Origin of the sequence: Aminobacter sp. SR38 (genome assembly GCF_014843375.1) — a bacterium.
Classification (GTDB): Bacteria; Pseudomonadota; Alphaproteobacteria; order Rhizobiales; family Rhizobiaceae; genus Aminobacter; species Aminobacter ciceronei.
The window spans coordinates 3,235,624-3,259,720 of sequence record NZ_CP062112.1; the positions used below are offsets into that span (position 1 = coordinate 3,235,624).

General features: G+C 65.2%; 26 protein-coding genes. 11 read left to right on the forward strand and 15 right to left on the reverse strand.

The features are described 5' to 3' along the window. The first annotated feature begins 78 nt into the window (after positions 1 to 78). The 3 genes from IG197_RS15825 to IG197_RS15835 all read left to right on the forward strand — a co-directional run bounded on the left by IG197_RS15825 (position 79) and on the right by IG197_RS15835 (position 4,506). Entirely contained in the window at positions 79 to 2,739 is a 2,661-nt protein-coding gene (locus IG197_RS15825) for a DNA translocase FtsK (RefSeq protein ID WP_067956141.1), read from the forward strand. A gap of 118 nt (positions 2,740 to 2,857) precedes the next feature. Next, a complete protein-coding gene (locus IG197_RS15830) occupies positions 2,858 to 3,514 on the forward strand; it encodes an outer membrane lipoprotein carrier protein LolA (protein ID WP_192313196.1) in 657 nt (218 codons plus the stop codon). Between the two features lie 185 nt (positions 3,515 to 3,699). Continuing rightward, positions 3,700 to 4,506, forward strand: a complete 807-nt coding sequence (locus IG197_RS15835) for an exodeoxyribonuclease III (protein WP_067965952.1) — start codon at positions 3,700 to 3,702, stop codon at positions 4,504 to 4,506. A gap of 159 nt (positions 4,507 to 4,665) precedes the next feature. Here IG197_RS15835 and IG197_RS15840 read toward each other — a convergent pair whose 3' ends face one another. Continuing rightward, the gene (locus IG197_RS15840) at positions 4,666 to 5,121 is read right to left on the reverse strand and encodes a cyclic nucleotide-binding domain-containing protein (protein WP_067956143.1); all 456 of its coding nucleotides are present in this window, start codon (positions 5,119 to 5,121) and stop codon (positions 4,666 to 4,668) included. Between the two features lie 126 nt (positions 5,122 to 5,247). Beyond that, complete coding sequence (locus IG197_RS15845; protein ID WP_115730218.1) at positions 5,248 to 5,931, reverse strand: response regulator transcription factor; 684 nt, start codon at positions 5,929 to 5,931, stop codon at positions 5,248 to 5,250. Positions 5,932 to 6,142: 211 nt separating this feature from the next. On the opposite strand from IG197_RS15845, the gene IG197_RS15850 reads away from it, so the two are divergent. After that, on the forward strand, positions 6,143 to 6,610 hold the full coding sequence (locus tag IG197_RS15850; protein WP_067965955.1) for a L,D-transpeptidase: 468 nt from the start codon (positions 6,143 to 6,145) through the stop codon (positions 6,608 to 6,610). A gap of 84 nt (positions 6,611 to 6,694) precedes the next feature. Here the strand turns inward: IG197_RS15850 and IG197_RS15855 are convergent, their stop codons facing one another. After that, positions 6,695 to 6,946 (reverse strand): hypothetical protein, encoded by a 252-nt coding sequence (locus tag IG197_RS15855; RefSeq protein ID WP_246765159.1) that lies wholly within the window; start codon positions 6,944 to 6,946, stop codon positions 6,695 to 6,697. Between the two features lie 134 nt (positions 6,947 to 7,080). Between IG197_RS15855 and gcvA the strand changes: the two genes are divergently transcribed. Further along, entirely contained in the window at positions 7,081 to 7,998 is a 918-nt protein-coding gene (gene gcvA / locus IG197_RS15860) for a transcriptional regulator GcvA (RefSeq protein ID WP_192313200.1), read from the forward strand. Positions 7,999 to 8,089: 91 nt separating this feature from the next. On the opposite strand, the gene IG197_RS15865 is transcribed toward gcvA, so the two are convergent. From IG197_RS15865 to tsaD, 5 genes are all read right to left on the reverse strand, one after another. Then, on the reverse strand, positions 8,090 to 8,689 hold the full coding sequence (locus tag IG197_RS15865) for a methyltransferase (protein WP_192319791.1): 600 nt from the start codon (positions 8,687 to 8,689) through the stop codon (positions 8,090 to 8,092). Between the two features lie 68 nt (positions 8,690 to 8,757). After that, positions 8,758 to 9,192 carry an EVE domain-containing protein gene (locus IG197_RS15870; RefSeq protein ID WP_154386725.1) on the reverse strand — a complete coding sequence of 145 codons (435 nt, stop codon included), beginning with the start codon at positions 9,190 to 9,192 and terminating at the stop codon, positions 8,758 to 8,760. Positions 9,193 to 9,214: 22 nt separating this feature from the next. Then, positions 9,215 to 9,511 carry a YciI-like protein gene (locus tag IG197_RS15875; RefSeq protein ID WP_192313202.1) on the reverse strand — a complete coding sequence of 99 codons (297 nt, stop codon included), beginning with the start codon at positions 9,509 to 9,511 and terminating at the stop codon, positions 9,215 to 9,217. A gap of 23 nt (positions 9,512 to 9,534) precedes the next feature. Further along, on the reverse strand, positions 9,535 to 10,518 hold the full coding sequence (locus IG197_RS15880) for an NAD(P)H-dependent glycerol-3-phosphate dehydrogenase (RefSeq protein ID WP_192313205.1): 984 nt from the start codon (positions 10,516 to 10,518) through the stop codon (positions 9,535 to 9,537). Then, positions 10,515 to 11,600: a tRNA (adenosine(37)-N6)-threonylcarbamoyltransferase complex transferase subunit TsaD gene (tsaD, locus tag IG197_RS15885; protein ID WP_192319793.1), complete on the reverse strand. Its 1,086-nt coding sequence runs from the start codon at positions 11,598 to 11,600 to the stop codon at positions 10,515 to 10,517. The genes IG197_RS15880 and tsaD overlap by 4 nt, the downstream gene beginning before the upstream one ends. Positions 11,601 to 11,698: 98 nt before the next feature. Here tsaD and hemC point away from each other — a divergent pair, with 98 nt between their 5' ends. The 6 genes from hemC (at position 11,699) to IG197_RS15915 (ending at position 17,672) form a co-directional block, all read left to right on the forward strand. Continuing rightward, positions 11,699 to 12,628 carry a hydroxymethylbilane synthase gene (hemC, locus tag IG197_RS15890; RefSeq protein ID WP_192313208.1) on the forward strand — a complete coding sequence of 310 codons (930 nt, stop codon included), beginning with the start codon at positions 11,699 to 11,701 and terminating at the stop codon, positions 12,626 to 12,628. Continuing rightward, the gene (locus tag IG197_RS15895; protein WP_192313211.1) at positions 12,629 to 13,345 is read left to right on the forward strand and encodes a uroporphyrinogen-III synthase; all 717 of its coding nucleotides are present in this window, start codon (positions 12,629 to 12,631) and stop codon (positions 13,343 to 13,345) included. Positions 13,346 to 13,466: 121 nt separating this feature from the next. Continuing rightward, positions 13,467 to 14,837, forward strand: coding sequence for a COG4223 family protein (locus IG197_RS15900; protein ID WP_192313214.1), 1,371 nt, complete (start codon positions 13,467 to 13,469; stop codon positions 14,835 to 14,837). Positions 14,838 to 14,847: 10 nt separating this feature from the next. Next, a complete protein-coding gene (locus IG197_RS15905) occupies positions 14,848 to 16,428 on the forward strand; it encodes a heme biosynthesis protein HemY (protein ID WP_192313217.1) in 1,581 nt (526 codons plus the stop codon). Between the two features lie 47 nt (positions 16,429 to 16,475). Further along, positions 16,476 to 16,955 carry a TerB family tellurite resistance protein gene (locus IG197_RS15910; RefSeq protein WP_192313220.1) on the forward strand — a complete coding sequence of 160 codons (480 nt, stop codon included), beginning with the start codon at positions 16,476 to 16,478 and terminating at the stop codon, positions 16,953 to 16,955. A 6-nt stretch (positions 16,956 to 16,961) separates the two neighbouring features. Then, a complete protein-coding gene (locus IG197_RS15915) occupies positions 16,962 to 17,672 on the forward strand; it encodes a glutamine amidotransferase (protein WP_192313223.1) in 711 nt (236 codons plus the stop codon). A gap of 3 nt (positions 17,673 to 17,675) precedes the next feature. Here the strand turns inward: IG197_RS15915 and IG197_RS15920 are convergent, their stop codons facing one another. The 7 genes from IG197_RS15920 to IG197_RS15950 all read right to left on the reverse strand — a co-directional run bounded on the left by IG197_RS15920 (position 17,676) and on the right by IG197_RS15950 (position 24,072). Continuing rightward, positions 17,676 to 18,119 (reverse strand): SgcJ/EcaC family oxidoreductase, encoded by a 444-nt coding sequence (locus IG197_RS15920; RefSeq protein WP_210346869.1) that lies wholly within the window; start codon positions 18,117 to 18,119, stop codon positions 17,676 to 17,678. A gap of 163 nt (positions 18,120 to 18,282) precedes the next feature. Then, positions 18,283 to 19,524: an MFS transporter gene (locus IG197_RS15925; protein ID WP_192313229.1), complete on the reverse strand. Its 1,242-nt coding sequence runs from the start codon at positions 19,522 to 19,524 to the stop codon at positions 18,283 to 18,285. A 188-nt stretch (positions 19,525 to 19,712) separates the two neighbouring features. Continuing rightward, positions 19,713 to 20,144, reverse strand: coding sequence for a hypothetical protein (locus IG197_RS15930; RefSeq protein WP_192313232.1), 432 nt, complete (start codon positions 20,142 to 20,144; stop codon positions 19,713 to 19,715). A gap of 347 nt (positions 20,145 to 20,491) precedes the next feature. After that, entirely contained in the window at positions 20,492 to 20,698 is a 207-nt protein-coding gene (locus IG197_RS15935; RefSeq protein WP_067956179.1) for a hypothetical protein, read from the reverse strand. 45 nt (positions 20,699 to 20,743) lie between these two features. Continuing rightward, positions 20,744 to 22,039 (reverse strand): O-antigen ligase, encoded by a 1,296-nt coding sequence (locus tag IG197_RS15940; RefSeq protein WP_192313235.1) that lies wholly within the window; start codon positions 22,037 to 22,039, stop codon positions 20,744 to 20,746. 18 nt (positions 22,040 to 22,057) lie between these two features. Beyond that, entirely contained in the window at positions 22,058 to 23,308 is a 1,251-nt protein-coding gene (locus tag IG197_RS15945) for a polysaccharide biosynthesis/export family protein (RefSeq protein WP_371746463.1), read from the reverse strand. Positions 23,309 to 23,397: 89 nt separating this feature from the next. Then, positions 23,398 to 24,072: a sugar transferase gene (locus IG197_RS15950; RefSeq protein ID WP_192313238.1), complete on the reverse strand. Its 675-nt coding sequence runs from the start codon at positions 24,070 to 24,072 to the stop codon at positions 23,398 to 23,400. Between the last annotated feature and the right edge of the window lie 25 nt (positions 24,073 to 24,097).

Sequence of the window (24,097 nt, forward strand, 5' to 3'; positions counted from 1 at the left end):
GCCCCGATAGTCTGGCAAACGAATCTGCCCGCCATGCGTCCGCATGCGGGCCACGGCATCAATGGACGGGGACGAGGCATGCGTTCTGGGGTTTCCTCACCGCTCGCGCTGACCGAGACGGGGCACGGCATTCAGGCATTCGCGCGACGGCAGGCAGGCCGCGCGGCGGGTCTGGGCCTGTTTGCCTTCGTGGCCTTCGGGCTGGCGGCGCTCGGCACCTGGAATGTCGCCGACCCGAGCTTCAGCCATGCCACCGACAATCCCGTCACCAACGCCATGGGGTATCCGGGTGCGGTGTTCGCCGATCTCGCGATGCAGTTCTTCGGCCTTGCCTCGGTCGCTGCCCTGATGCCGGCGGTGATCTGGGGCGTGCTGTTCGTCACCGCGCGCGGCGTCGACCGTATGCCCAAGCGCGGCCTGGTCTGGTTCGGCTCGGCACTTCTTGGCGCGGCCATTGCCGGCTGTGTCGGCGCACCGCCGACCTGGCCGCTGCCGACCGGCCTCGGTGGCGTGTTCGGCGACATGGTGCTCAAGGTGCCGGGGCTGTTCATCGGCGGCTATCCAACCGGGCTGATCGCCACCGTCATTGGCGTGTTGCTGATTGCGCCGGCGATCTGGCTATTTGCCTTCGGCGCCGGCCTGCTCAACCGCGAGAACGGCTTTGCAGTGGTCAATCCCAAGCCCAAGCCCGACATGCGCGAGCAGGACTTCGCCAGCTTCGACGACGAGGACGAGGACGAAAACGAGGGCGTGCTGGCGCTCGGCGCCATCGCCCACTGGTGGCTGTCGGCCAGGGCCTGGATGCGCCGTCGCGCCGCCAAGCGGCGCGAGCTGGAAGGCTACGACCTGCCGCCGGTCAAGCGCGAGAGCGCCTGGCGGCAGGCGGCCGAGCGCGTCGAATCGGCCGAGCGCGCCGAGCAGCGCGTTACGACAGGCGGCCGCGCCCGCGTCGAACCTGAATTCTTTGCCCAGATGGTGTCGGAACGGACGGTTTCGATCGACCCCAACGACCAGGATGTCTTCGGTGACGACGACGACATGGACATGCCGCCGGTGTCATCAGAGCGCCGGGGCGCCAATGCCCAGGTGCAGAATTTCCGCTCGCCGGAGGCTGGATCTCCCGCCGTGCGTGTCGCAGCACCTGCCCCCCGGCCGGCACCAGGAGCCCGTGTCCAGCGCGAGGCCCAGACCACGCTGATCGGCACCGAGACATTCGAGATGCCGTCGCTGCATTTCCTGGCCGAGCCCAAGAACGTCGTGCGTGACGCCTCGCTTTCCAAGGATGCGCTGGAACAGAATGCGCGGCTGCTGGAAGGCGTGCTCGAAGATTTCGGCGTCAAGGGCGAGATCATCCATGTCCGTCCCGGCCCCGTCGTCACGCTCTACGAACTGGAGCCGGCGCCCGGTATCAAGTCGAGTCGCGTCATCGGCCTCGCCGACGACATCGCCCGCTCGATGAGCGCGATTGCCGCCCGCGTCGCGGTGGTGCCGGGGCGCAATGCGATCGGCATCGAACTGCCGAACGCCAAGCGCGAAACCGTCTATCTCCGCGAGATTCTGGCGAGCCGCGACTTCGAGACGACCAAGTCGAAGCTGGCGCTGGCACTTGGCAAGACGATCAATGGCGAGGCCGTCATCGTCGACATCGCCAAGATGCCGCACGTGCTGGTCGCCGGTACCACCGGCTCGGGCAAGTCGGTCGCCATCAACACCATGATCCTGTCCTTGCTCTATCGGATGACGCCGCAGGAATGCCGCCTGATCATGATCGATCCGAAGATGCTGGAACTGTCGGTCTATGACGGCATCCCGCATCTTCTGACCCCTGTCGTCACCGATCCAAAGAAGGCCGTGGTGGCGCTGAAATGGACGGTGCGGGAGATGGAAGACCGCTACCGCAAGATGTCCAAGGTCGGTGTGCGGAACATCGACGGCTTTAACGCGCGCGTCAGCCAGGCGGAAAAGAAGGGCGAGCAGATCTCGCGCACGGTGCAGACAGGCTTCGACCGTCAGACCGGCGAGGCGATCTACGAAACCGAAAATCTCGATCTAGCGCCGCTGCCCTACATCGTCGTCATCATCGACGAAATGGCCGACCTGATGATGGTCGCCGGCAAGGACATCGAAGGTGCGGTCCAGCGCCTGGCGCAGATGGCGCGCGCGGCCGGCATCCACGTGATCATGGCGACCCAGCGTCCGTCGGTCGACGTCATCACCGGCACCATCAAGGCCAACTTCCCGACCCGCATATCGTTCCAGGTGACGTCGAAGATCGACAGTCGCACCATTCTCGGCGAGCAGGGCGCCGAACAGCTGCTCGGCATGGGCGACATGCTCTATATGGCCGGCGGCGGCCGCATCCAGCGCGTCCATGGCCCGTTCGTCGCCGACGACGAGGTCGAGAAGGTCGTTGCCCATCTCAAGCTGCAGGGCGTGCCGGAATATCTCGACGCCATCACCGAGGATGACGGCGAGGACGAGGACGAGCCGTCGGGCAAGGGCGGCGGTAATGGCGGTGGCGGCAATTTCGAGGATTCGGACGATCCCTACGACCAGGCGGTCTCGGTGGTGCTGCGTGACGGCAAGGCGTCGACCAGCTACATCCAGCGCCGCCTCGGCATCGGCTACAACCGCGCGGCGTCGATCATCGAGCGGATGGAGCAGGAGGGCATCGTCGGTCCGGCAAATCATGCCGGCAAGCGCGAGATTCTGGTGCCGACGGAAGACGACAAGATGTAGGATCGGGGAACTGGCGATCACGTTTTCGCGTTCAGTGCGCGAGGCCGTGAACCATGTCAAACTTCAGCCCTACTAAGTGCCGATACAACCGTCGAACTTGAATGAGAGAGTAACCGGCATGAACGATATCCGCACTCCGACCCGCCGACGCCTGCTCGGCTTCGCGGCCGCTATCGCGCTGACCGCGACGCCGTTGGTGGCCTTCAACGGCCCGGCACAGGCACAAGGCTCCGATGCCGCCCAGCGCATCGCCGATCATTTCTCGAGCGTGCGCTCGATGTCGGGCGAGTTCGTGCAGTTTGGTCCGCGCGGCGAACAGACCGGCGGCAAGTTCTTCCTGCAGCGACCGGGAAAGATCCGCTTCAACTACGAGGCACCGTCGAACTTCAAGGTGATTTCCGACGGCCAGTCGGTGGTCATCCTCAACTCGAAGATGCGCACCTCCGACCTCTATCCGCTGTCGAAAACGCCGCTGAAGCTTTTGCTCGACGAGCGCATCGACCTCAGCGGCAACAAGGTCAAGAGCGTCACCGAAGAGGACGACCTGACCACCATCAAGCTGTCGGACAAGCAGGTCTTCGGCAATTCGACCATCACCATGATGTTCGACCCCAAGACCTACGAACTGCGCCAGTGGACGATCACCGACGCCCAGGGCAAGGACACCACCGTCATGGTGTTCAACGTCAAGCAGGGCGGTTCCTTCCCGGGCGATACGTTCAAGATCGACTACAAGCTCAATCGCGAGCTGAACGCGCAGAAGAAGAGCGACTAACAGGCTGCCCGCCAACTCTACCTTGCCGGCCATATGACACGGCAAGCTATGTGCGCGGCCTCATTCGCTGGACTGCCCGGCTTAGTTGTGGACATCGGCGGCACGGGCGCCGCATCGGGCATCGTGCCTTGTCATCGCAGGTCCGTGCTGGCAGGTTCCGCCGCAACCTGTTGCCGGAACCTGCCATGCCCTTTTCCATCGCCACCTGGAACATCAACTCCGTGCGCCTGCGCATGCCGCTGGTCGAGCGGCTGCTGAGCGAGCAGGCGCCTGACGTTTTGTGCCTGCAGGAAACCAAGTGTCCCGACGACCAGTTTCCCTCGGCGGCGTTCCGCAAGGCAGGCTACGAGCACATCGCCTTCCATGGCCAGAAGGGCTACCACGGCGTTGCCACTGTGGCGCGGCGGCCGCTGGAGATCGTGGAGAAGCGGCGGTTCTGCGAGATCGACGACAGTCGGCATTTGTCGGTGCGCTTCGAGGCCGGCGGCAAGAAGGTGACGCTGCACAATTTCTACGTTCCGGCCGGCGGCGACGAGCCGGATGTCGAGATCAATCCGAAGTTCCGCCACAAGCTCGGCTTCGTTTCGGAGATGAACGCCATCCGCGCCGACCATGACGAAGGTTCGGCTTCGGTGCTGGTCGGCGACCTCAACATCGCGCCATTGGAGCACGACGTCTGGTCGCACAAGCAACTGCTCAACGTCGTCAGCCACACGCCGGTCGAGACCGAGAGTTTCGAGGCGATGCGCAAGGCCGGCGAATGGGTCGATCTGATGCGGCTCAACGTGCCCGACGACCAGAAGATCTACACTTGGTGGAGCTATCGGGCGAAGGACTGGGAGACCTCCAACCGCGGCCGACGGCTCGATCACGTCTGGTCCTCGGCCAATCTCGCGCCCAAGCTTGCCGGCATCGACATCCTGAGTGCCGCCCGCGGCTGGGAACGGCCGTCGGATCATGTGCCAGTCATAGCGCGCTTCGACCTGGACTGAGGGATTCTGGCGAGGCCGGCCTGCAAATGGCGGCTTTCTGCGCTTCCGGTGCTCACGGACCTGAATGGCCGCTCCGGTCCTCGAAATCCATCATTTTCGGCTCGGCCTGGCCCGATCCGGCCGCGCCCAGCTGGCCGAATTGAATTGACGGCTGGCCGACTACTTCCCGAATCGCGGCGCCATGCTTTCGATGCGGGCGATCATGTCCTGGAGGTCTTCGAGGATGTGCTGGTGCAGCCGCTCTGCGAGTTCGGGGTATTCCTCGAGGATGCGGTGGAACATTTTTCGGTTGAGCCGGATTATTTCCGAATCGATGGCGGCAGCGGCACTGGTCAGGCGCCTGGTGTCGGCGATGAGGGCGAGCTCGCCAAGCATCGAGCCGGGCCCGGCGGAGCCAAGATCGGCGCGCACGCCGTCGGTCTCGCGGTAAAGCGCAATACGTCCCGATATCACGACATAGGCCGAATCGGCCTCGTCGTCCTCGCGGTAGAGCTTGCGATCGGCGGGGAGGTTCACATTCTCCGCACCGAAGGCCAGCAAACGCAGCTGTTCTTGTGTGAAGCCCTCAAACAGCCTCACGCCGGACAGGATGCGGATGTCGTCATCCAGCGCCATTATGTCCCCGACTTCTCAGACTGGCTCCCCTCCCGTTGTTAGCCGGTTCCCCGTTCCAAGCTAACAACTTATTCCGCTTATCCCCCCGAAAACCAAAGCTGATTTTGGGGCGATTCAGCAAACCAGTCAGGGGACCAGCTTGTATCCGCCGCTTTCTGTCACAAGAATTTCAGCATTGGAAGGATCGCGCTCGATCTTCTGGCGCAGCCGGTAGACATGGGTTTCCAGCGTGTGGGTCGTGACCCCCGAATTGTAGCCCCAGACTTCCTCGAGAAGGACGTCGCGGGTGACCACTTTCTGGTCGGCGCGGTAGAGATATTTGATGATCGAGGCTTCCTTTTCGGTCAGCCTGACCTTGCCGCCGCGGGCGTCGATGAGAAGCTTCTGGCTCGGCTTGAACGTATAGGGCCCGACCGAGAAGGTGGCGTCCTCACTCTGCTCGTGCTGGCGCAGCTGGGCGCGGATGCGGGCGAGCAGGACGGCGAAGCGGAACGGCTTGGTGACATAGTCATTGGCGCCGGCTTCGAGGCCGAGGATGGTGTCGGAATCGGTGTCGTGGCCGGTTAGCATGATGATCGGCGCCTTGTAGCCGCCCTTGCGCAGGATCTTGACCGCCTCGCGTCCATCCATGTCGGGCAGGCCGACATCCATGATCAGCAGGTCTATGAGGCCGGCGCGCGCCGCGGTGACGCCCTTGGCGGCCGTCGCTTCCTCAAGGACTTCGAACTCCTCGTAGAGCGCCAGCTGTTCGACCAATGTGCTGCGCAGATCGTCGTCATCGTCGACGATGAGGATAGTGCGTGAGGTCATGGATCAATCCGTTGTTTCAAAATCAGTATTCAGTTGACCGCGGCAATCGAATGCGGAAGCTGATCGCCACAACTTTCAGCGGTAGTGATTTGTTCCGCAAGGCGATCATACAAGAAAAATCAAAGGCGTAATTGGGGCGGGTGCATTTTTGCGAAATGGCATTTCGACAATCGTCGTGCGGGCCAAGCCCGGCGACCCGACCAAGGGGCTGATGCAGGTCGGCGGGCTGGTGTTTCCCTGCGCGCTGGGGCGCGGCGGCATCACCGCGAGCAAGCGCGAGGGCGACGGCGGCACGCCGCTGGCGTCGATGCGGCTGTTGTCGGGCTATTTCCGCCGCGACCAGTTCGTGGCGGGGCAGAGCCGCCTGCCTATGAGCCCGATCGGCGCCGATCTCGGCTGGTGCGAGGTGCCGGACGACCGCAACTACAACAGGCCGGTGAAGATACCTTACGGCGCCAGCCATGAGCGGATGAAGCGCGACGACAACCTCTACGATGCTTGCCTGGTGCTCGACTGGAACATCCGGCCCCGCCGGCGCGGGCGCGGGAGCGCTATCTTCTTCCACCTGGCGCGGCCGGGTTTCACGCCGACGCAAGGCTGCGTCGCGGTCACGGCGCAAGTGATGGCGCGGCTTCTGCCGCAACTGTCGCGCCGGACCGTGCTGAAGGTGGTGCGCTAGTCACTGCACAGAAAGCGGCCCGAAGATCGGGAGACATGATCCTCGGGCCGAGCGTGCTCCCAGAGTGAGCTTGGGAGATGGGAATCAGTGACGGTTCAGGCGGCGGGGCTGCTGCCAGCCGATGTCGAGCAGGCCGAGACGGCCGAGATTCGCATCGACGGCCCTGGCGATATCCTTTTGGGCGATACCGGTGTCCCGGCGATAATGGTCCGACAGCTCGGCCGCATCCTGCGGCGCCGGCACGTTGAGTGCTGCCCGCATCTGGCGAAGCCAGTCGAAAACCGGCTGCAGCCGCGACGGCTGGACAAAGGTGGTTCTCAAGACAGCGGTGGACATGGTCATTTCCGTTTCGTCCGGACATCAAATCCGGTTTGACATTGGTTGAACTGGGCTCATGATGCAGTGCTGAAAGGCAAAAGAGAAACGAGTAGTTTTTTCTCGACCATCAAACCAAATTTGAAGATCCGGCAATGCGCTTCGTACCTGGGACACGTGCTTTGCGAACGCTGGCGGCCGCCGGCAAGCATCTGAATTTCACCCGCGCCGCCGACGAGCTCGGCCTGACGCCGGCTGCGGTCAGCCACCAGATCAAGGAAATCGAGGACCAGCTCGGCGTCACCCTGTTCATCCGTACCAGTCGGAGCATCAGGCTGACCGAGGCAGGATCGGCGCTGGTCGACGCTTCGGTCGATGCGCTCGACGTGCTCAACCGCGCGGTGTCGCGGGCGCGGAAGCTCAGCCGCGGCACGGCGCTGCTCAAGGTGACGCTCGACGCGCAATTCGCCTCGAAATGGCTGATGCGACGCATCGACGGGTTCCGCAAGCTGCATGCCGACATCGAGCTGCGTTTCGACATCAGCTACGAGGTGCGCGACTTCGACCTCGACGATGTCGATGTGGCGATCCGCTTCGGCATGGGCAAGTATCCCGGCCTGCGCGCCGACCGGCTGTTCGACAACATGATCATCCCGGTGTGCAGCCCGCGGCTTCTGGCATCCGGGCCGCCGCTCAAGGTGCCGCGCGACCTGTTCCACCACACACTGGTGCATATCGAGTGGTCGCAGCAGGGCGTGACCTGGCCGAACTGGCGGATGTGGATGGCAGCTGCCGGCGTCGACGATTTCGACGACAGCCGCGCCATCGTCTTCACCACCTCGTCGGACGCGGTACAGGCGGCGATCGACGGCAGCGTCGTGGCGCTTGCCGATTTCGCCATGGTCGCCAACGACCTGTCGGAGGGGCGGCTGGTCCGGCCATTCGACCTGGGCATCCGGGTGTCGCGTGAGTTCGCCTATTTCCTGGTCTATCCCAAGACGTCGGAGGGCGACCCGCGCATCGGGGCGTTCCGAGACTGGATCATCGAGGAGGCGGCGAAGACGGAGATTTGAGTGCGTCGATTCACGTCATCCCGGAAACCGGAGCGCAGCGTAGGGTTATCCGGACCCGATCGCCCGGGATGACGATCGCAGGGAGCTCGGTTCAGGCAAATCGCCAGACGGTGGTGCGCTTGACCTCGGCGTCCTCGAGGGCGCGGGTGACCGGCACCTCGTAGGTGGCGAGCTTTTGCAGCCGGTCCTTGGGCAGGTAGGAGCGGCCGGGGTCGCCGACGAGCACGTCGGCGCCGCGGGACCGAAGCGCTTCGAACCACGGCACGAGCCGGTCGGCGAAAGGCTTTTCGTAACAGACGTCGCCGGCGAGGACGACATCCCAGCCGTCGTCGCGCCCGACCTGGTCGGCGCCGAGGAAACCGACCTCAACGGCATTGGCCTCGGCATTCAGCCGGATCGCCGTCTCGCAGAACGGGTCGATGTCGGCGCCTGTAAGGTTTGCAGCCCCCGCCTTCATCGCAGCGATGGCGACGAGACCCGAGCCGGAGGCAAAGTCGAGCACGCGCTTGCCGGCAACAGTCTTGGGGTGATCGAGTACGTAGCGCGCCAGACCCTGGCCGCCTGCCCAGGCGAAGGCCCAGAAGGGCGGCGGCAGGCCGATCTCGGACAGCTCTTCCTCGGTACGGTGCCAGAGGTCGTGCGCCTCGTCGGCGAGATGGAGCGCGACTTCGGGCACATGCGGCGGCCGCATCAGCGCCGTGTTGGCGCGGATGAAGCTTGCGGCACCCTCTGATGTCAGGCGTGTCGGGGAAGCCGTCGTCACGGCGCCTTGTCGAGCCCGGCCATGCGGCAGACTTCCTGCCACTCGTCAGCGGTCACCGGCTGGACCGACAGGCGCATCGAGGTGACAAGCGCCATCTTTTCGAGCTTCGGATTGGCCTTGACGTCTGCAAGGGTGACGGGCTTGGGGACCGGGCTGTGGTAGCGGATGTCGACGCACTCCCAACGCGGGTCTTCGGTCGTTGTGTCATGATGGGCGAGCGCGCAGACCTCGGCGATGCCGACGACTTCGAGCCCCTCATTGGAGTGGTAGAAAAAGCCGAGGTCGCCGATCTGCATGGCGCGCATGTTGTTGCGGGCGAGGTAGTTGCGCACGCCGTCCCACTGCGTGCCTTCCTTGCCCTTGGCCTTCAGCATCTCGAAGGAGAATTTGAACGGCTCGGATTTGAACAGCCAGTATTTCTTCTCGCTCATCTCGTCCCCTCTTGGCTTGTGGTCAGGCGCTGGCCGGGTTGTTGAAGACCCAGTTCCACGGCCGGATCTGGACGCTCTCGAACAGGCCGGCCTTGGCGTAGGGGTCGGTGCCGGCGATTGCCTGGGCAGCCTCCGCGTCAGCGGCTTCGATGACGACGAGCGAACCATCCGGCTTGCCGTCGGCATCAAGGAAGGGGCCGGCGAATTTCAGCGCGCCCTTGGCGTTGAGGTCGTTGAGGAAGGCGACATGGTCGGGCCGTGCGTCGAGGCGGACCTGGAGATGGTTCGGCTTGTCCTTGCAGATCAGTGCGAAAAGCATGTTGTCCCTCTCGATTTGGACGTTCAGTCGGCTTCGGCGCGCAGCGGGCGGGTCATCAGCCCGGCGACGGCCTCGTTGATGGTAATGGCATTGTCGAGCAGGGCAGCGACCGCCTCGATAATCGGCGCGTCGAGGCCACGTTCACGGGCGATGCGGGCGGCGATGTGGGCAGTGGCGACACCTTCGGCGAGCGGGCGGCCGGCAAGCTCTTCGCCTTTGCCGAGTGCCACGCCATAAGCGAAATTGCGCGATTGCACCGACGAGCAGGTCAGCATCAGGTCGCCGAGGCCGGACAGGCCCATCAGCGTTTCGGGGCGGGCGCCGAAGGCGGCGCCGATGCGGCGCAGTTCGACGAAGCCACGGGTGACCAGCGCTGCCTGGGCCGAGGCGCCGAGACCGGCCCCGGTGACGGCACCGGCGGCGATGGCAAAGACGTTTTTCAGCGCACCGCCGATTTCGACACCGATCAGGTCGTCGCTGGAATAGCAGCGCAGGTTGGCTGCCGAGAAGCGCACCGCCAGAGCCGAGGCCAGCGCCTCGTCTTCGGCAGCGACGACGACGGCGGTGGGGAGTCCACGCGAGACGTCGGTGGCGAAACTCGGGCCGGACAGTGCCGCCACGGGATTGTCGGGCAAGATTGCGCTGGAGATGTCGGACAGCAGGCGGCCGGTGTCGCGCTCGATACCCTTGGCGCAGAGCACCAGCGGAACATCGTCGGCGATATGCGGCTTGACCTCGGTCAGCACGCTGCGCAGGGCCTGTGCCGGGGTGACGACCAGCACGCAATCGGTGCCGGCAAGCGCCTGGGCAAGGTCGGTTGTGGCGGCGATCCCTGTCTCGAAGACGATGCCGGCGAGATAGCGTGGGTTGGTGCCCTTGGCGATCGCCGTGACGCTGTCTGTGTCGCGGGCCCAGAGCGTGACGGCATGGCCGGCGCGCAGCATGGCGAGCGCAAGTGCCGTGCCCCAGGCGCCGCCACCGAGAACCGTGACCTTGAATGCGCTCATGCCTTGGCTCCCCGCCTGCCGGAACCGACGACCGGGGCTGACACGCTGTCCAGCGGCCAGCGCGAGCGCGGTACAAAATCGAATGCGTTGGGTTCGACGAGATCGGCGCGCAGGCGCTCGATGCCGGCCCAGGCGATCATTGCGGCATTGTCGGTGCACAGCGCCATCGGTGGCGCGATGAAGGCAAAACCGTTTTTGGCGCAGAGCTTTTCCAGCATGGCGCGGATCTGTTTGTTGGCGGCGACCCCGCCGGCGACGACGAGGGCCGGAGCTGCGGTGTCGGGGAACTCGTCACGGAAGCGGGCCAGCGCGCGCTTGACGCGGTCGCCGAGCGTATCAGTGACGGCTGCCTGAAAGGAGGCGCAGATGTCGGCGACGTCCTGGTCGCTGAGGGGTGCCACCGATGTTGCTGCCTGGCGCACCGAGGTCTTGAGGCCGGAGAAGGAGAAATCAGGCTGGGCTGAACCCTTCATCGGGCGCGGGAAGACAAAGCGTGAAGCGTCGCCCGACTGGGCTGCCTTTTCGACATTGGGGCCACCTGGATAAGGCAGGGCCAGCATCTTGGCGGTCTTGTCGAAGGCTTCGCCGAGCGCGTCGTCGATGGTGGTCGCCCAGCGCTGATAGTCGCCGACGCCCTTGACCAGGACGATCTGGGTGTGGCCGCCGGAGACGAGCAGCAAGAGGTAGGGAAATGCGAGGGCGTCGGTGAGCCGCGCCGTCAGCGCGTGGCCTTCGAGATGGTTGATGGCGATCAGCGGCTTGCCCCCTGAAGCGGCAATCGCCTTGGCCGTCATCAGCCCGACGATCAGCCCGCCGACGAGGCCGGGACCGGCCGTGGCGGCAATGGCGTCGATGTCTTCAAGGGCAACGCCGGAATCCTCGAGCGCCGCCTCGACGATGCCGTCGAGAGCCTCGACATGGGCGCGCGCGGCGATCTCCGGCACGACGCCGCCAAAGGCCGCGTGCTCGTCGATCTGGCTGAATACCGTGTTCGACAGGATGCGCGGCGGCTGCCCGGATTTGAGCGCAACGACGCTGGCCGCGGTTTCGTCGCAGCTTGTCTCGATGCCAAGAACACGGATCAATTGGTCGCTACCCTGCATGATTGCCCGGTGGTAATTTCCTAGATAGGAGGTACGGGACCGCCCCGCCAGCGCGGGGTTATCACGGACCAAGCGCTATGCAAACTAGAGCCTTGAGAATCGGAACCCGCGGCAGCCTGCTGGCGCTCGCCCAGGCGCACGAGACGCGTGCGCGGCTGATGGCAGCGCACGGCCTGCCGGAAGAGGCATTCGAGATCGTGACGATTTCGACCAGCGGCGACCGCATCCAGGACCGGCCACTGTCGCTCGCCGGCGGCAAGGGGCTGTTCACCAAGGAACTGGAAGAGGCGATGTATGCCGGCGAGATCGACATCGCCGTGCATTCGTCCAAGGACATGCCGACGCAGCTGCCCGACGGGCTCGAATTGTCGGCGTTCCTGCCGCGCGAGGACCCAAGGGATGCGTTCATCGGCCGCGCGGCACCCAGCATCATGGAACTGCCGCAAGGTGCCGTCGTCGGCTCCTCGTCGCTCAGGCGACAGGCGCTGATCCGACGCATGCGGCCCGACCTCGACGTGGTGATGTTCCGCGGCAACGTGCAGACCCGCCTGAGGAAGCTTGACGAGGGGGTGGCCGAGGGCACGATCCTCGCCAATGCCGGTCTGCGCCGGCTTGGGCTCGAAGAGGTCATCACCGATCTGATGGCGCTCGACGCCTTCCCGCCGGCCCCCGGGCAGGGTGCGATCTGCATCGAGAGCCGCATTGGCGATACTGCTGTCACCAACATGCTCCAGGCGATTGATCACAAGCCGACCGGGCAGGCTCTGGCCTGCGAAAGGGCGTTTCTGGCCGCACTCGACGGCTCTTGCCGCACGCCGATCGCCGGATATGCCGAGATCGACGGCGACAGGCTGTCTTTCGCCGGGCTTATCCTGACCCCGGATGGTACGCTGTGGCACGAAGCCAAGGCCGACGGCCGGGCGGCGGATGCCGCCGAGATCGGCCGGAATGCCGGCGACGAGGTGCGGGCACGGGCCGGCACCACATTCTTCGAGGGATGGAGCTAGATGGCACAGCGGGTGCTGGTGACGAGGCCGGAACCCGGCGCAACCCGCACCGCGCGGCGCCTCGAGGCGCTCGGCTTCGAGCCTGTGCTTTTGCCACTTTCCGAAACGCGACCGCTGCCGGTGGCGCGTGAAAGCGTCCCGTCCGGCGCGACGGCGATCGCGGTGACAAGCGCTAACGCATTGCGACACGCGCCGAGCGGGCTTGTCGAGCGACTGCGGGGCCTGCCCTGTCACGCCGTTGGCGCAAAGACCGCGGAAAGCGCGCGCAAAGCCGGCTTCTACTCCGTCAACGAAGGTCCTGGCGACGCTGCCGCGCTCGCCGACATGATAGCAATCGAACTCGGCAAGGCGACGGTTGTCTATCTGTGCGGCCGGGTACGGATGCCGGACTTCGAACGTCGTCTCGGCATCAACGGGGTGCGGGTGGTGCCGATCGAAACTTATGACACAGTCGCGCTCAATCCGGCCCCTTCCTTCGTGCGCCAGCAGCTTGGCGGGCAACCAATCGACGCCGTGCTCGTTTACTCGGCGCGCGCCGCAGCCGCCTTCGGTTCGCTGATGGAAATGCACGCCGAGGCGGATTTCCTGATGCGCAACGCGCGTTGCCTTTGCCTGTCCGGCCGCATCGCTTCGGCGCTGGTCGGCGGTATCAGGGTCGAGGTCGCGCGCGATCCCAATGAGGATGCGCTGCTGGCGCTTCTCGGCGATCCCGACTGACGGAAAGGCTACTTGCCATCAACCGGCCTTTTTTCGCGGGACGGTGGGTGTTACTGGTTTTTGATCTTCGAACCCGCATCTGCCGCGGGATTTATGCCAACGAAATCGCGGAGCCCCCAGCATGGTCAAGACGCCGAAGACGCGCCATTCGAAGACGCATCGCGATCCGGTGACGATCGAACTGGAGCCGGGCGCGGTGTCGCGCGTCGAAGAGGCCGCCAAGCCTGACGCTGAGACGGAGGCGGTCGCGGCGACGGCCGGCGAAGAAGCCCTAACCTCGGCAGAGACGCCGTCGGAGGAGACGGCGGCGAAGGCCGACAGCGCCTATGCCTCCTATGACTACAGCTTCGAAAACGACAAGCCGGCCCAAACGCCCAAGGCCGAGGCGTCGTCGCGTGCTGCTTCGTCGAGTTCGGCTGGGTCGCGGGCTACAAGTGATGCAGCCTCGGCTGCATCATCGAATCGTCAATCAGCATCCGGGCTGCTGCCGGGCCTGGCCGGCGGCGTGATCGCGCTCTTGGTGGCCGGTGGGCTGCAATATGCCGGCGTGCTGGGTGCGCCGGGTACCGGAACCGGTGACAACGGACAGATGCAGGCCGAAATCGCCTCGTTGAAGTCGCAGCTGGCCGATCTCGGTGCTGCCGCCAATGGCGGTGCGGCGCTGAAGGGTGACGTCGACGGCCTCGCCGCTGCCGTCCAGCAGGTGAAGTCGGACATCGAGGCGCTGAAAGCAACGGCCGGCCAGGCCGGGTCGAATGAGGCCCTTGCCACGCTTGACGGCCGCATAGCGCAGGTTGAAGCGGCCGTGACCTCGCTCAGCCAGAACAACGGCGCTTCGAGCGAGATCGCAGCACTCACCGAGCGCGTCAGCGGCCTTGACGCGGCGCTGAAGTCGGCGGGCGAGGCAGCGACGGTCGATGACGGCAAGATCGCGACGCTGGAGCAGTCCATCTCCGCGCTCACCTCGAAGGTCGACGCACAGGCGTCGCAGCCCAAGATCGCGCTGGCGATCGCCGCTTCGGCGTTGAAGGCGGCTGTCGACCGGGGCGCGGGCTTCGGCGCCGAGCTCGAAACTTTCGCCGCGATTTCCCCGGAGGCGCCTGAACTGGCGGCCCTCAGGGCGCATGCCGAAAAGGGCGTGCCGACACGCGCCGATATCGTGACCGAAACCGATGCGGCGGCGAATGCGATGATCGCTGCAGCCAAGCCGGTCAACGAGGATGCCGGCATCCTCGAACGGCTGGTGTCGAGCGCCGAGCAGCTGGTTCAGGTGCGGCCGATCGGGGCGGTCGAGGGCACCGGCGTGCCGGAGACGGTGGCGCGCATGGAGGTGGCGGTCAACCAGGGCGATTTCGCCAAGGCGCTGGCCGAATATGACACCCTGCCCGAGACGGCGAAGGCTGCGGGCGCCGACTTCGCTGCCAAGCTCAAGGCGCGGCTCGATGTCGAAACGCTGGTCGACAAGCTTGTCGCCGGCGCGATGAAGGCATGAGGGACGCCAGATGATCCGTATCCTGTTCTATCTGGCCATCGTTTTTGCGCTCGGGCTGGGCTTTGCCTGGCTGGCCGACCGTCCCGGCGACATGGTCGTGACCTTCAGCGGCTACCAGTACAAGGTCAGCCTGATGGTGGCAGCGGTGGCGATCACCGCGATCGTTGCGGCAACGATGTTGACCTGGTGGCTCACCAAAGCGGTTTGGAATAGCCCTTTCACCATCGCCCGGCATTTTCGCGCCCGCCGGCGCGACCGCGGCTATCAGGCGCTGTCGACCGGCATGATCGCCGCCGGAGCGGGCGACGCCGCACTTGCGCGCAAGAAGAACAAGGAAGCCGCCAAGCTGATCAACTCCGACCAGGAGCCGCTGATCCTGCTGCTCGATGCCCAGGCGTCGCTGCTGGAGGGCGACCACGACACGGCGCGGCAGAAGTTCGAGGCGATGCTGGACGATCCCGAGATGCGGCTGCTCGGCCTGCGCGGGCTCTATCTCGAAGCCGAACGGCTCGGCGACCGGGCCGCTGCACGCCACTATGCCGGCCGCGCCGCCGGCCTTGCGCCGCAGCTCGGCTGGGCGGCGGATTCGACGCTTGAGGAAAAGTGCGAACGCGGCGACTGGGACGGCGCGCTGGCGCTGATCGACGCGCAGAAGTCGACGCGCCAGATCGAGCGCGACGTTGCCAACAACAAGCGCGCGGTGCTTTTGACCGCCAAGGCGATGTCGCTGTTCGAAGGCGATTTCAATGCGGCGCGGTCCGCAGCGCTTGAGGCCAATCGGCTGCGGCCCGGTTTCGGTCCGGCGGCTGCAATTGCCGCAAAGGCGCTGTTCCGCCAGAACGACGTGCGCAAGGGCTCGAAGGCGCTGGAGACGGCGTGGAAGGCGGAACCGCTGCCCGACATCGCCGAGCTCTACGTCCATGGTCGTCCAGGCGATGCCGTGCTCGACCGGCTGGCGCGGGCAAAGAAATTGCAATCGCTGAAGCAGAACCATCCGGAATCCTCGCTCGCCGTGGCGCGGGCGGCACTGGAAGCACAGGATTACAAGCTGGCGCGCTCCGAGGCCGAGGCCGCCGCACGGATGCAGCCGCGCGAGGGTGCCTATCTTTTGCTCGCCGACATCGAGGAAGCCCAAGGTGGCGACCAGGGCAAGGTGCGACAGTGGCTGTCGCGGGCCGTGCGCGCGCCGCGCGACCCGGCCTGGGTGGCGGACGGCGTGGTCTCCGAACGCTGGGCGCCGTTCTCACCCGTCACCGGCCGGCTCGACGCTTTCGAATGGAAGGCGCCGGAAGAGCGGCTCGGCCACCTGATCGAGCAGGACGACGAGCCGAACGAGCGGGTGTCGATCCCCAGCATTCCGGCAGCGCAGCCCGCCGGCGACGACATCGTCGACGTGATCGTCGAGGACGAGGTGGCGCAGGAGACTGCGGCAGTGCTGCCCGTGCCCCCGCGCGCGGTGCCGCCGGCGACCGACGGCGCGACCCTGACCGACGAGGATGACATGGCCGAACCGATCCGCTTGCCCGACGACCCCGGCGTCGATCCGGAAGTGGAGCGGGAAAACGCCCAGAAGCGGTTCCGTTTGTTTTGATTTCAGCTCGACCCTAGATCTAGGCTTGGCCCAAACAGGAACCGACGATGTTCGAACGCATGATTTCGTTTCTGAAGGACCTGCCGGCGGCAGGGTCCAAGGCGAGCCGCGAGGACGATCCGCGCGTTGCCGCGGCGGCGCTGATGTACCATGTCATGGACGCCGACGGCGACCGGCAGGACGTCGAATGGGAGCGGGTCAAGCAGTTGCTGAGCCAGAGCTACGGCATTTCGGGCGCCGAGCTCGACCGGCTGGTCAAGGCCGGCGAACAGGCCGACAACGAAGCGATCGATCTCTATGCCTTCACCAGCGTGCTCAAGCGCAGCCTCGACGACCAGGCGCGCAAGGACTTCATCGGCATGATGTGGGAAATCGTCTATGCCGACGGCGAGCTGCATGAGATGGAGGACAACACCATCTGGCGCATCGCCGAACTGATCGGCGTGGAAAGCCGCGACCGCGTCGAGGCCAAGCGCAAGGCGGCTCAGAAGGCGCAGCGCCAGATCGGACCCGAAGCGGACGAGTAGCTGTAAATGCCGGGCAAGGCGCAACCCAAGATCCTGGTGGTGCTGCATCAGGAGCATTCGAGTGCCGGCCGCGTCGGCCATGTGCTGATCGAGAACGGCTTCGATCTCGACATCCGCCGGCCACCGCTCGGCGATCCCTTGCCCGAGACGCTCGACGGGCATGCCGGCGCCGTGGTCTTCGGTGGCCCGATGAGCGCCAACGACCAGGATGAGTTCGTTCGGCGCGAGACCGACTGGCTGGCCGTGCCGCTCAAGGAAAACCGCCCGTTCCTCGGCATCTGCCTCGGCGCCCAGATGCTGGTCAATCACCTCGGCGGCAAGGTCGAAGGGCATGGCGAGGGGCTTGTCGAGATCGGCTGGTATCCGATCAAGGCGACCGAGGAAGGCCGCAAGCTGATGCATTGGCCCGAGATGGTCTACCAGTTCCACCGCGAGGGCTTTTCGCTGCCTGGGGATGCCGTGCTGCTGGCGTCGTCGGAGAGTTATCCCAACCAGGCCTTCCGTTATGGCGACAATGCCTGGGGCATCCAGTTCCATGCCGAACTGACGCGCGTGATGATGCAGCGCTGGGTGGTGCGCGGCGCCGAACGCTTCGTCTTGCCAGGCGCCCAGCCCGGCCGCGACCATCTCGGCGGCCGGCTGATCTGGGACATGCATCTCAAGCGCTGGCTCGACGAATTCCTGGTCAGGATCTTCGGCGAACCGGTCAAGGGCTGAGGCTTACTTCTTGCCCTCGCGGGCGTCGATTTCGCTCTGCTGGGTGTCGATTGCCGCTGCCTGCACCTTGGTGTTCTGGCCGGCGCCGACCATCCAGCGTCCGTTCTCCTTGACCAGCACATAGAGCGGCGAACCTTCGAGCTCGCCTTCGATAGGCGTGCCGTCCTTGTGGATCGGGCGCTGGCGGACATTCACCGCGGCCACGTCGGGGCTCAGCATCGTGACATGAGCGACGTCGTAGCGGGCATACTGGTCGCCCAGGTCAGGCGTCAACACCTTGCGGGCGAAGTCGGAAATCTCGGCCTTGCTGCTGAACCGCCGACCAAAGGCGGTGACCCAGACGGCGTCGGGACGAAACAGGGCAAGGAAATCGTCCGCCGAGCGTTCGTTCTGCGAGCGCTCGACTTCGGTGATCAGCTTGTTGATCAAGGCGAGGTCGTTTGTCATCCACATTGGCCATGGTCATTCCGAACTATTCTGACGCTCGCGCGGTGTTCTTCTTGCGGTGATCAGGCGGGGCAAGCATCACGATCCCCTGACCGATGTAGAAGAATGTATGAATACGTTGCGACGTTTGCAACGCCGGCAAAGCAACCGGGCAATGGAAAGTTCAGACGTGCCGGTCGAGGTGCCTGACCTTGCGCAAGGCAGGGAACGTCCAGGCCCAGATGCCGGCAACGGCAATGGCGCCGATGCCGCCGAAGACGACGGCGGGCGCGGTGCCGATCAGAGCGGCCATGGTGCCGGCGCGGAATTCGCCGAGTTCGTTGGAGGCGCCGACGAAGACGCCGTTGACCGCGTTGACGCGACCACGGACATGGTCGGGCGTCCACAGCTGGATCAGCGTTTCCCTGATGTAGACGCTGACCATGTCGGTGGCGCCGAGCAGCGCAAGTGCCGATATGGAGACCCAGGGGATCGTCGAGATGCCGAAGATCGCCGTGGCGACGCCGAACAGCGCCACGAAGACGAACATGACCTTGCCGGCATGGTCGCGGATCGGGTGCCCGGCGAGCCAGACGGCGACGATGATGGCGCCGACGCCGGGGGCGGCGCGGAGCAGGCCGAGGCCCCACGGCCCAAGGTCGAGAATGTCGCGCGCATAGACCGGCAGCAACGCCACGGCGCCGGACAGCAGCACGGCGAAGAGGTCAAGCGAGATGGCGCCGAGCACGACCTTTTCGCCCCAGATGTAGCGGAAGCCGGCGAACAGCGTCTCGACCGACGGCTTGTCGGTCTCGCTGCGCTGGACCGGCCTGGGGATGGAGAAGATCAGCGCCGTCGATGCCAGCATCAGGACGGCGGCGGCACCATAGGCGATCTCGGGCGACAGGCCATAGAGCAGGCCGCCGGCGACCGGGCCGACGATCGTCGCCGTCTGCCAGGCCGACGAGTTCCAGGCGACCGCGTTGGCAAAGTCCTCTGATGGCACGAGGTTGGCGACCAACGAAGCCGAGGCCGGACCGAAGAAGGCACGCGCAATGCCGAAAACGACGAGCACGGCAAAGATCGGCAACGGGCTTGCAAGGCCGTGGTAGGTCAGCGCCAGCAGCGCCGCCGCACAGGCGGCCTCGACCAGGGCGGATAGGCCCATGATCAGCCTGCGGCCGAAACGGTCGGCCACGACTCCGGTGACAAGGACGAGCAGCAACGCTGGGGCAAACTGGATGACGCCGACGAGGCCGAGGTCGAAAGGGTCGCGTGTCAGGTCATAGACCTGCCAGCCGACGCCGACCGAGATGATCTGCGTCGAAAAGGTACCCAGGAAGCGCGCCACCCAGTAGCGCGAGAACGCTCCATGGCGGAAGGCGGCGAAACGCTGTTCGGGTGCCGTGGCGGTCTGGGATGTCATCGGGGCGGGCGAATGCACCTGTTGCGGCGCCGGTCCGGATCGCGCCAGCCGACACGCGCTGCATAGCGCAGTTTGCGGACGGGCGGGCCGACAAAATCGGCTGGATCAAGATTTTCCGGGTCGGCTGGCCAGCGTGGCCCGGCACATCACGCCACCGGGCCGAAGCCGCACGGTCCCGGCCAGCTTTGCTACCTGACGAAGACCGTCACCGCGCCATCTTCGGCGATTCTGGCGGCCACGATGGCCGAGGTGTCGACCGTGTTGGCGTCGATCTGCTTTTTCAGCGCGCTGTTGGCCATGATCGCGGCCTGCACGCCAGTGATATCGGCCTCGTTGTCCGACACGGCCTTGTCCAGTACCTGGTTGTCGCCGGGGCTGACGATGTCGGAAATCTTGACGACACGGACGCTGCCGACGGTCGTCATGGCCTGGATCGCGGTTGCAGTGCTCCGGCTGGCTTCGATGGCCGACATGACGGTGGCGAGATCGGTCATTGTGCCGGTACTGGCCGTCGTGGACCTATCCAGCTGCGCAGCCGGCTTGGCGGCGTCCTCGGCGGCGGCGGGTACCGCCAGCGTTGCCGACGCGATCAGGATCGCGATAGCGTGTGCATGTTTCATCTCTTTCCTCTCAAATTCCTGGCCTCTAAAATTTCTGGCCGCCGCCCAGGTGACTAACCGACCGGGCCGGTTTCGGTTCCGCGAAAAAGCCGTTTCGGGTGACGTCGGACGGCAGGTGCGGGCAGAGAGTAAAGCCGGGTGTCGCCGATCAGGCGCCCATCATCCACAGCACCGCGCTCGACGCCCCGAACACCACGGCAAGATAGAACCAGTCTGTCCAATCCATCGATGACTCCTGAGATCAGGGCGTGCCACGCAACGACCGCGTCCGCCGATACTGCCTGTTCGGCGGCAGTTGCATTGCAAGGCCGGTTCGGTGCCTGGACGCCGACAACTGGCGACGCTGGTCACTGCAAGAGATGCAGCACCAGGACAAAGGCAGTGGCGTTGGTGTGGAGCATCGTTGTTGCCATCGCCAGCATCGTGGCCGCGACGAAATAGAGTTCTATGCGCTGTTCGCCTTTTTCGGGGCGTTGCGGTTGAAGTGGCGTCGGCATGATGTCGGCTCCAGCGATATCAGCTGATTCAATTCCCGAAACGACCGACAGTTCCATGACGTCGACCAGGATTTGACAGAAGGCTGGTGCGGGCAGGCTGCGTTACGCCTGGATGCCTGGACCGATGCCGTTCGACGGTATCGAAGGCGACGGCGGGCGCCAGTCCGCTGCCGAACCGGGCCGTCGCAGCGCCGCCGGTTCCTTGGCGCGGGCCCAGCAGTAGTAGAGCAGGAACGAGCCGATGACGTAGGGCTGGAGGATATCCACCTCGAAGAACGAGCGAATGACCAAGAGCGCGAGCAGCCCGGTCTGCAGCAGGGCTTCGGTCCAGTCGCCGTCGGACAAAAGGCGCGCGATGCAGAGCCTGAGGATGGCGAGCAGCGGCAGCACGATCATGACCGCGCCAACATAGCCTGTTTCTACCAGCGCCTCGATATAGGTGTTGTGGAAGTGGAAGCCGGTGCGGGCGGGGATGTAGAACTCGTTCCAAAGCCGCTCGGCCTCGGAAAAGCCCTGCACCCAGTAGGCGGCGTAACCGACGCCGAGCAGCGGCGTGTTGGCCGCCGCGTCGATGCCCTGCTGCCAGAGATAGGTGCGGCCAGTCAGCGTCGAATCCTTGCCGAAGGCGCCGAGCACCATGTCGACCGCGCCGACATTGAGGGCGGCCAGCACTGCCGTGCCGGCAAGCGCGAGGCCGGCGGCGAAGAAGATCCGGCGATGTGTCGGCGAGAATGCCTCCAGTCCGGCGATGGCGATGACCATGGCGATGGCCGCGGGCGTGGCGAGCATCGATGTCGCTGATTGCGACAGCACCAGCGACACGGCCGAAAGGGCGACGACCCCGAGCGCAAGGAGGCGAGCGATGCGGCTACGGGTCAGGAACAGCGCGAAATAGCAGCCCAGCAGCACGCCCAGCGAGGCGTAGAAGCCGAGCTGGTTCTTGGAACCGAAGGCGCCGACGAAGCTGTAGCTGCCGTCGAGCGCGTCATAGACATAGCCGCCCTGCAGCATCGAATAACCGAGAATGACGGCGATGCCTGCGATGGCGCCGATGCACAAGGTGCGCGCATCGATGACACGGGCGGCGATAACGGCGCAGACGACATGAGTGAGGTACTGGAGGGCTGCGCGCAAGGTGACGTCAGGCACGTCTGACCAAAAATAGGACAGGCATGCCAAGAACGCGAAGGCCAGGAGCTGCGGCGACCGGGCAAGGCGGCCGAGCGCGAAACGGTAGTCGACCAGCACCAGCGGCAGCCACACCGCGTAATACATCAGGATCGAGATCTGGCCGATGCGGAAGGAATAGGCGAAGACGAAGAACGAGACGGCGACCGCGAACGCACCGTAGAGCGTGTTGCGGCCGGGTTCGACCAGTGACGACTTCCTGATCCGCATCGTGCCTGACCCGATCAGCTACTGGACGAGCGGGCTACCCGACCGCACGACCTTGATCACGTCGCCGGGCAGGATGGACGTGTCTTCGGCAGCCGTGATTTCCTTGCTCTTGCCATCGCTGCCCTTGCGGACGAGGACAAAGGACGTCGGGTGCTCGATGCCGGCTGCCGCAGACGCCGTGCCGCCGGCTTCAGCGATCAGGCCCTTCTGCATGCCGAGCTTGAGCGTCACAGCATTGAGATCGCCGACAGTCTTCTGGCGCTCGACGGCGAGTTCGGATTCGGCGTCGTTCCTGAGATCGATCGCTTCCTGCTCGGCCTTGCTGACGTCCTGCTTGGCGCGCAGCGTGGCGGTCTCGAGGTCGAGGATCTTGCCTTCCATCTCGGCGATCGAACGTTCGGTCGACAGCACGCGTGTGTTCACGACGAGCCCCTTCTGCGCCAGCGTGTCGATGCCGCTGAGTTCCTTTCTGGCGAGTTCGACCTGGCGTTTCTGCGTCTCGGCCTTCTGGCCGAGCGAGACGATCTCGCTTTCGAGTAGGCCCTTGAGGTTGTCGAGCGCCTGCAGCCGGAGCGTGAGCTTCTTCTGGCGCGAAGCCATGATGGCGGTCTCGTTGGCGACCATGCCGTCCACCCCAGGCAAGGAGGCGATGTCCTTTGGGGCGGCGAATTCGGTCTTGCCGGTGAGTTCGGCGTCTATGCGCGCCTGCGTCACCATCAGGCGGAGCTGCTCGTCGGACAGCACGGCGTGGCTGCCTTCGGCGTTGATGAGGTCGCGCTCGGTGCGGGCGCCGTCGGCGCCGCGACGCATGCCGCCAGCGATGCTGACCGCCTTGAGCACGGTGAGGTCGGGCGCATAGGCATATTGGCCGGGGCTCTGGATGTCGCCGGAGATGTAGAACGGGCGGAACTGCGCGACCTCGACCGAAGCCTCGGGGCGATCGGACAGGCCGAACTTGTCCTGCAGGGTCTTGCCGATGGTCTCGGCGATCTCGGCCGTCGTCTTGCCCGCGGCTTCGGTCTCACCGACGAACGGCAGCGACAGCTTGCCGGAGGGGCCGACCGTGTAGTCGCCGCTGACCGAGGACCAGTCGCGGAAGGCGCCTTCGACGGTCTGCCATTCGACGACGCGGATTGTCAGCTTGTCCTGGGTGCCGAGCTTATAGTCCTCGGCTGCGGCCAGGGTTGTCGCGAAAGCGAGGGCAAGACAGAGCGCGCCGCCCATGCCGAGCAGGCGCTTTGCGCGCTTGGGAGTGCTGATGGTGTTCAACGGTATCGTCCATTCCTGTGCCGCGACATCTCCGGGGATGCGCGGCTGGGAGTGGCCGCGCGCGTCGGCGCAGCCCGATTGCGGCAGGATCAGTAGCTGCCGCGCGACATGCAGACGGCCGGAACCGTCTTCAGGATGATGCGGATATCTTCGACGAGCGACCAGTTCTCGACATAGTGACGATCGAAGGCCACGCGGCTGTCGTAAGAGACGTCGTTGCGGCCGCTGACCTGCCACAGTCCTGTGAGACCCGGCCGGGACTTGAGGTAGAAGACGACGGCCTTGCCGTAATATTCGAGCTCGTCGCGGACCACCGGGCGCGGGCCGACGATGCTCATGTCGCCGAGCAGGATGTTGATGATCTGCGGCAGCTCGTCGAGGCTGAGCTTGCGCAGCACGGTGCCGACGCGGGTCACGCGCGGGTCGTCCTTGAGTTTGCGCGTTCCCTCCCACTCGGCCCGCGCCTCAGGATCGTTGCGCAGATGAGCGGCCAGAACTGAATCGCCGTCTCGAACCATGGTGCGAAACTTGAGGCACTGGAAGATACGGCCGCCCCGGCCGATGCGGCGATGGCCGTAGAAGACCGAGCCGCCGTCGGAGACTTTCACCAGTAGTGCGATGAGCAGGAACAACGGGCTCAGCGCGACGATGCCGAGACCGGCACCGACGATGTCGAATCCGCGCTTGGCCACGCCACCGAGCGGAGGAAGGTCGGCGGCCATATGTGGAAGCTCCAAGCTGCTCGACTTGGCTAGATCCCTCATGCTGCAACTCCAATTGGTCGATAAA

Excerpts from the sequence above, each read along its gene's own strand:
- IG197_RS15825 (WP_067956141.1), top strand. The coding sequence starts at position 79 with ATGCGTTCTGGGGTTTCCTCACCGCTCGCGCTGACCGAGACGGGGCAC.
- IG197_RS15830 (WP_192313196.1), top strand. The coding sequence starts at position 2,858 with ATGAACGATATCCGCACTCCGACCCGCCGACGCCTGCTCGGCTTCGCG.
- IG197_RS15835 (WP_067965952.1), top strand. The coding sequence starts at position 3,700 with ATGCCCTTTTCCATCGCCACCTGGAACATCAACTCCGTGCGCCTGCGC.
- IG197_RS15840 (WP_067956143.1), bottom strand. The coding sequence starts at position 5,121 with ATGGCGCTGGATGACGACATCCGCATCCTGTCCGGCGTGAGGCTGTTT.
- IG197_RS15845 (WP_115730218.1), bottom strand. The coding sequence starts at position 5,931 with ATGACCTCACGCACTATCCTCATCGTCGACGATGACGACGATCTGCGC.
- IG197_RS15850 (WP_067965955.1), top strand. The coding sequence starts at position 6,143 with ATGCAGGTCGGCGGGCTGGTGTTTCCCTGCGCGCTGGGGCGCGGCGGC.
- IG197_RS15855 (WP_246765159.1), bottom strand. The coding sequence starts at position 6,946 with ATGTCCACCGCTGTCTTGAGAACCACCTTTGTCCAGCCGTCGCGGCTG.
- gcvA (WP_192313200.1), top strand. The coding sequence starts at position 7,081 with ATGCGCTTCGTACCTGGGACACGTGCTTTGCGAACGCTGGCGGCCGCC.
- IG197_RS15865 (WP_192319791.1), bottom strand. The coding sequence starts at position 8,689 with ATGCGGCCGCCGCATGTGCCCGAAGTCGCGCTCCATCTCGCCGACGAG.
- IG197_RS15870 (WP_154386725.1), bottom strand. The coding sequence starts at position 9,192 with ATGAGCGAGAAGAAATACTGGCTGTTCAAATCCGAGCCGTTCAAATTC.
- IG197_RS15875 (WP_192313202.1), bottom strand. The coding sequence starts at position 9,511 with ATGCTTTTCGCACTGATCTGCAAGGACAAGCCGAACCATCTCCAGGTC.
- IG197_RS15880 (WP_192313205.1), bottom strand. The coding sequence starts at position 10,518 with ATGAGCGCATTCAAGGTCACGGTTCTCGGTGGCGGCGCCTGGGGCACG.
- hemC (WP_192313208.1), top strand. The coding sequence starts at position 11,699 with ATGCAAACTAGAGCCTTGAGAATCGGAACCCGCGGCAGCCTGCTGGCG.
- IG197_RS15895 (WP_192313211.1), top strand. The coding sequence starts at position 12,629 with ATGGCACAGCGGGTGCTGGTGACGAGGCCGGAACCCGGCGCAACCCGC.
- IG197_RS15900 (WP_192313214.1), top strand. The coding sequence starts at position 13,467 with ATGGTCAAGACGCCGAAGACGCGCCATTCGAAGACGCATCGCGATCCG.
- IG197_RS15905 (WP_192313217.1), top strand. The coding sequence starts at position 14,848 with ATGATCCGTATCCTGTTCTATCTGGCCATCGTTTTTGCGCTCGGGCTG.
- IG197_RS15910 (WP_192313220.1), top strand. The coding sequence starts at position 16,476 with ATGTTCGAACGCATGATTTCGTTTCTGAAGGACCTGCCGGCGGCAGGG.
- IG197_RS15915 (WP_192313223.1), top strand. The coding sequence starts at position 16,962 with ATGCCGGGCAAGGCGCAACCCAAGATCCTGGTGGTGCTGCATCAGGAG.
- IG197_RS15920 (WP_210346869.1), bottom strand. The coding sequence starts at position 18,119 with ATGACAAACGACCTCGCCTTGATCAACAAGCTGATCACCGAAGTCGAG.
- IG197_RS15925 (WP_192313229.1), bottom strand. The coding sequence starts at position 19,524 with ATGACATCCCAGACCGCCACGGCACCCGAACAGCGTTTCGCCGCCTTC.
- IG197_RS15930 (WP_192313232.1), bottom strand. The coding sequence starts at position 20,144 with ATGAAACATGCACACGCTATCGCGATCCTGATCGCGTCGGCAACGCTG.
- IG197_RS15935 (WP_067956179.1), bottom strand. The coding sequence starts at position 20,698 with ATGGAACTGTCGGTCGTTTCGGGAATTGAATCAGCTGATATCGCTGGA.
- IG197_RS15940 (WP_192313235.1), bottom strand. The coding sequence starts at position 22,039 with ATGCGGATCAGGAAGTCGTCACTGGTCGAACCCGGCCGCAACACGCTC.
- IG197_RS15950 (WP_192313238.1), bottom strand. The coding sequence starts at position 24,072 with ATGAGGGATCTAGCCAAGTCGAGCAGCTTGGAGCTTCCACATATGGCC.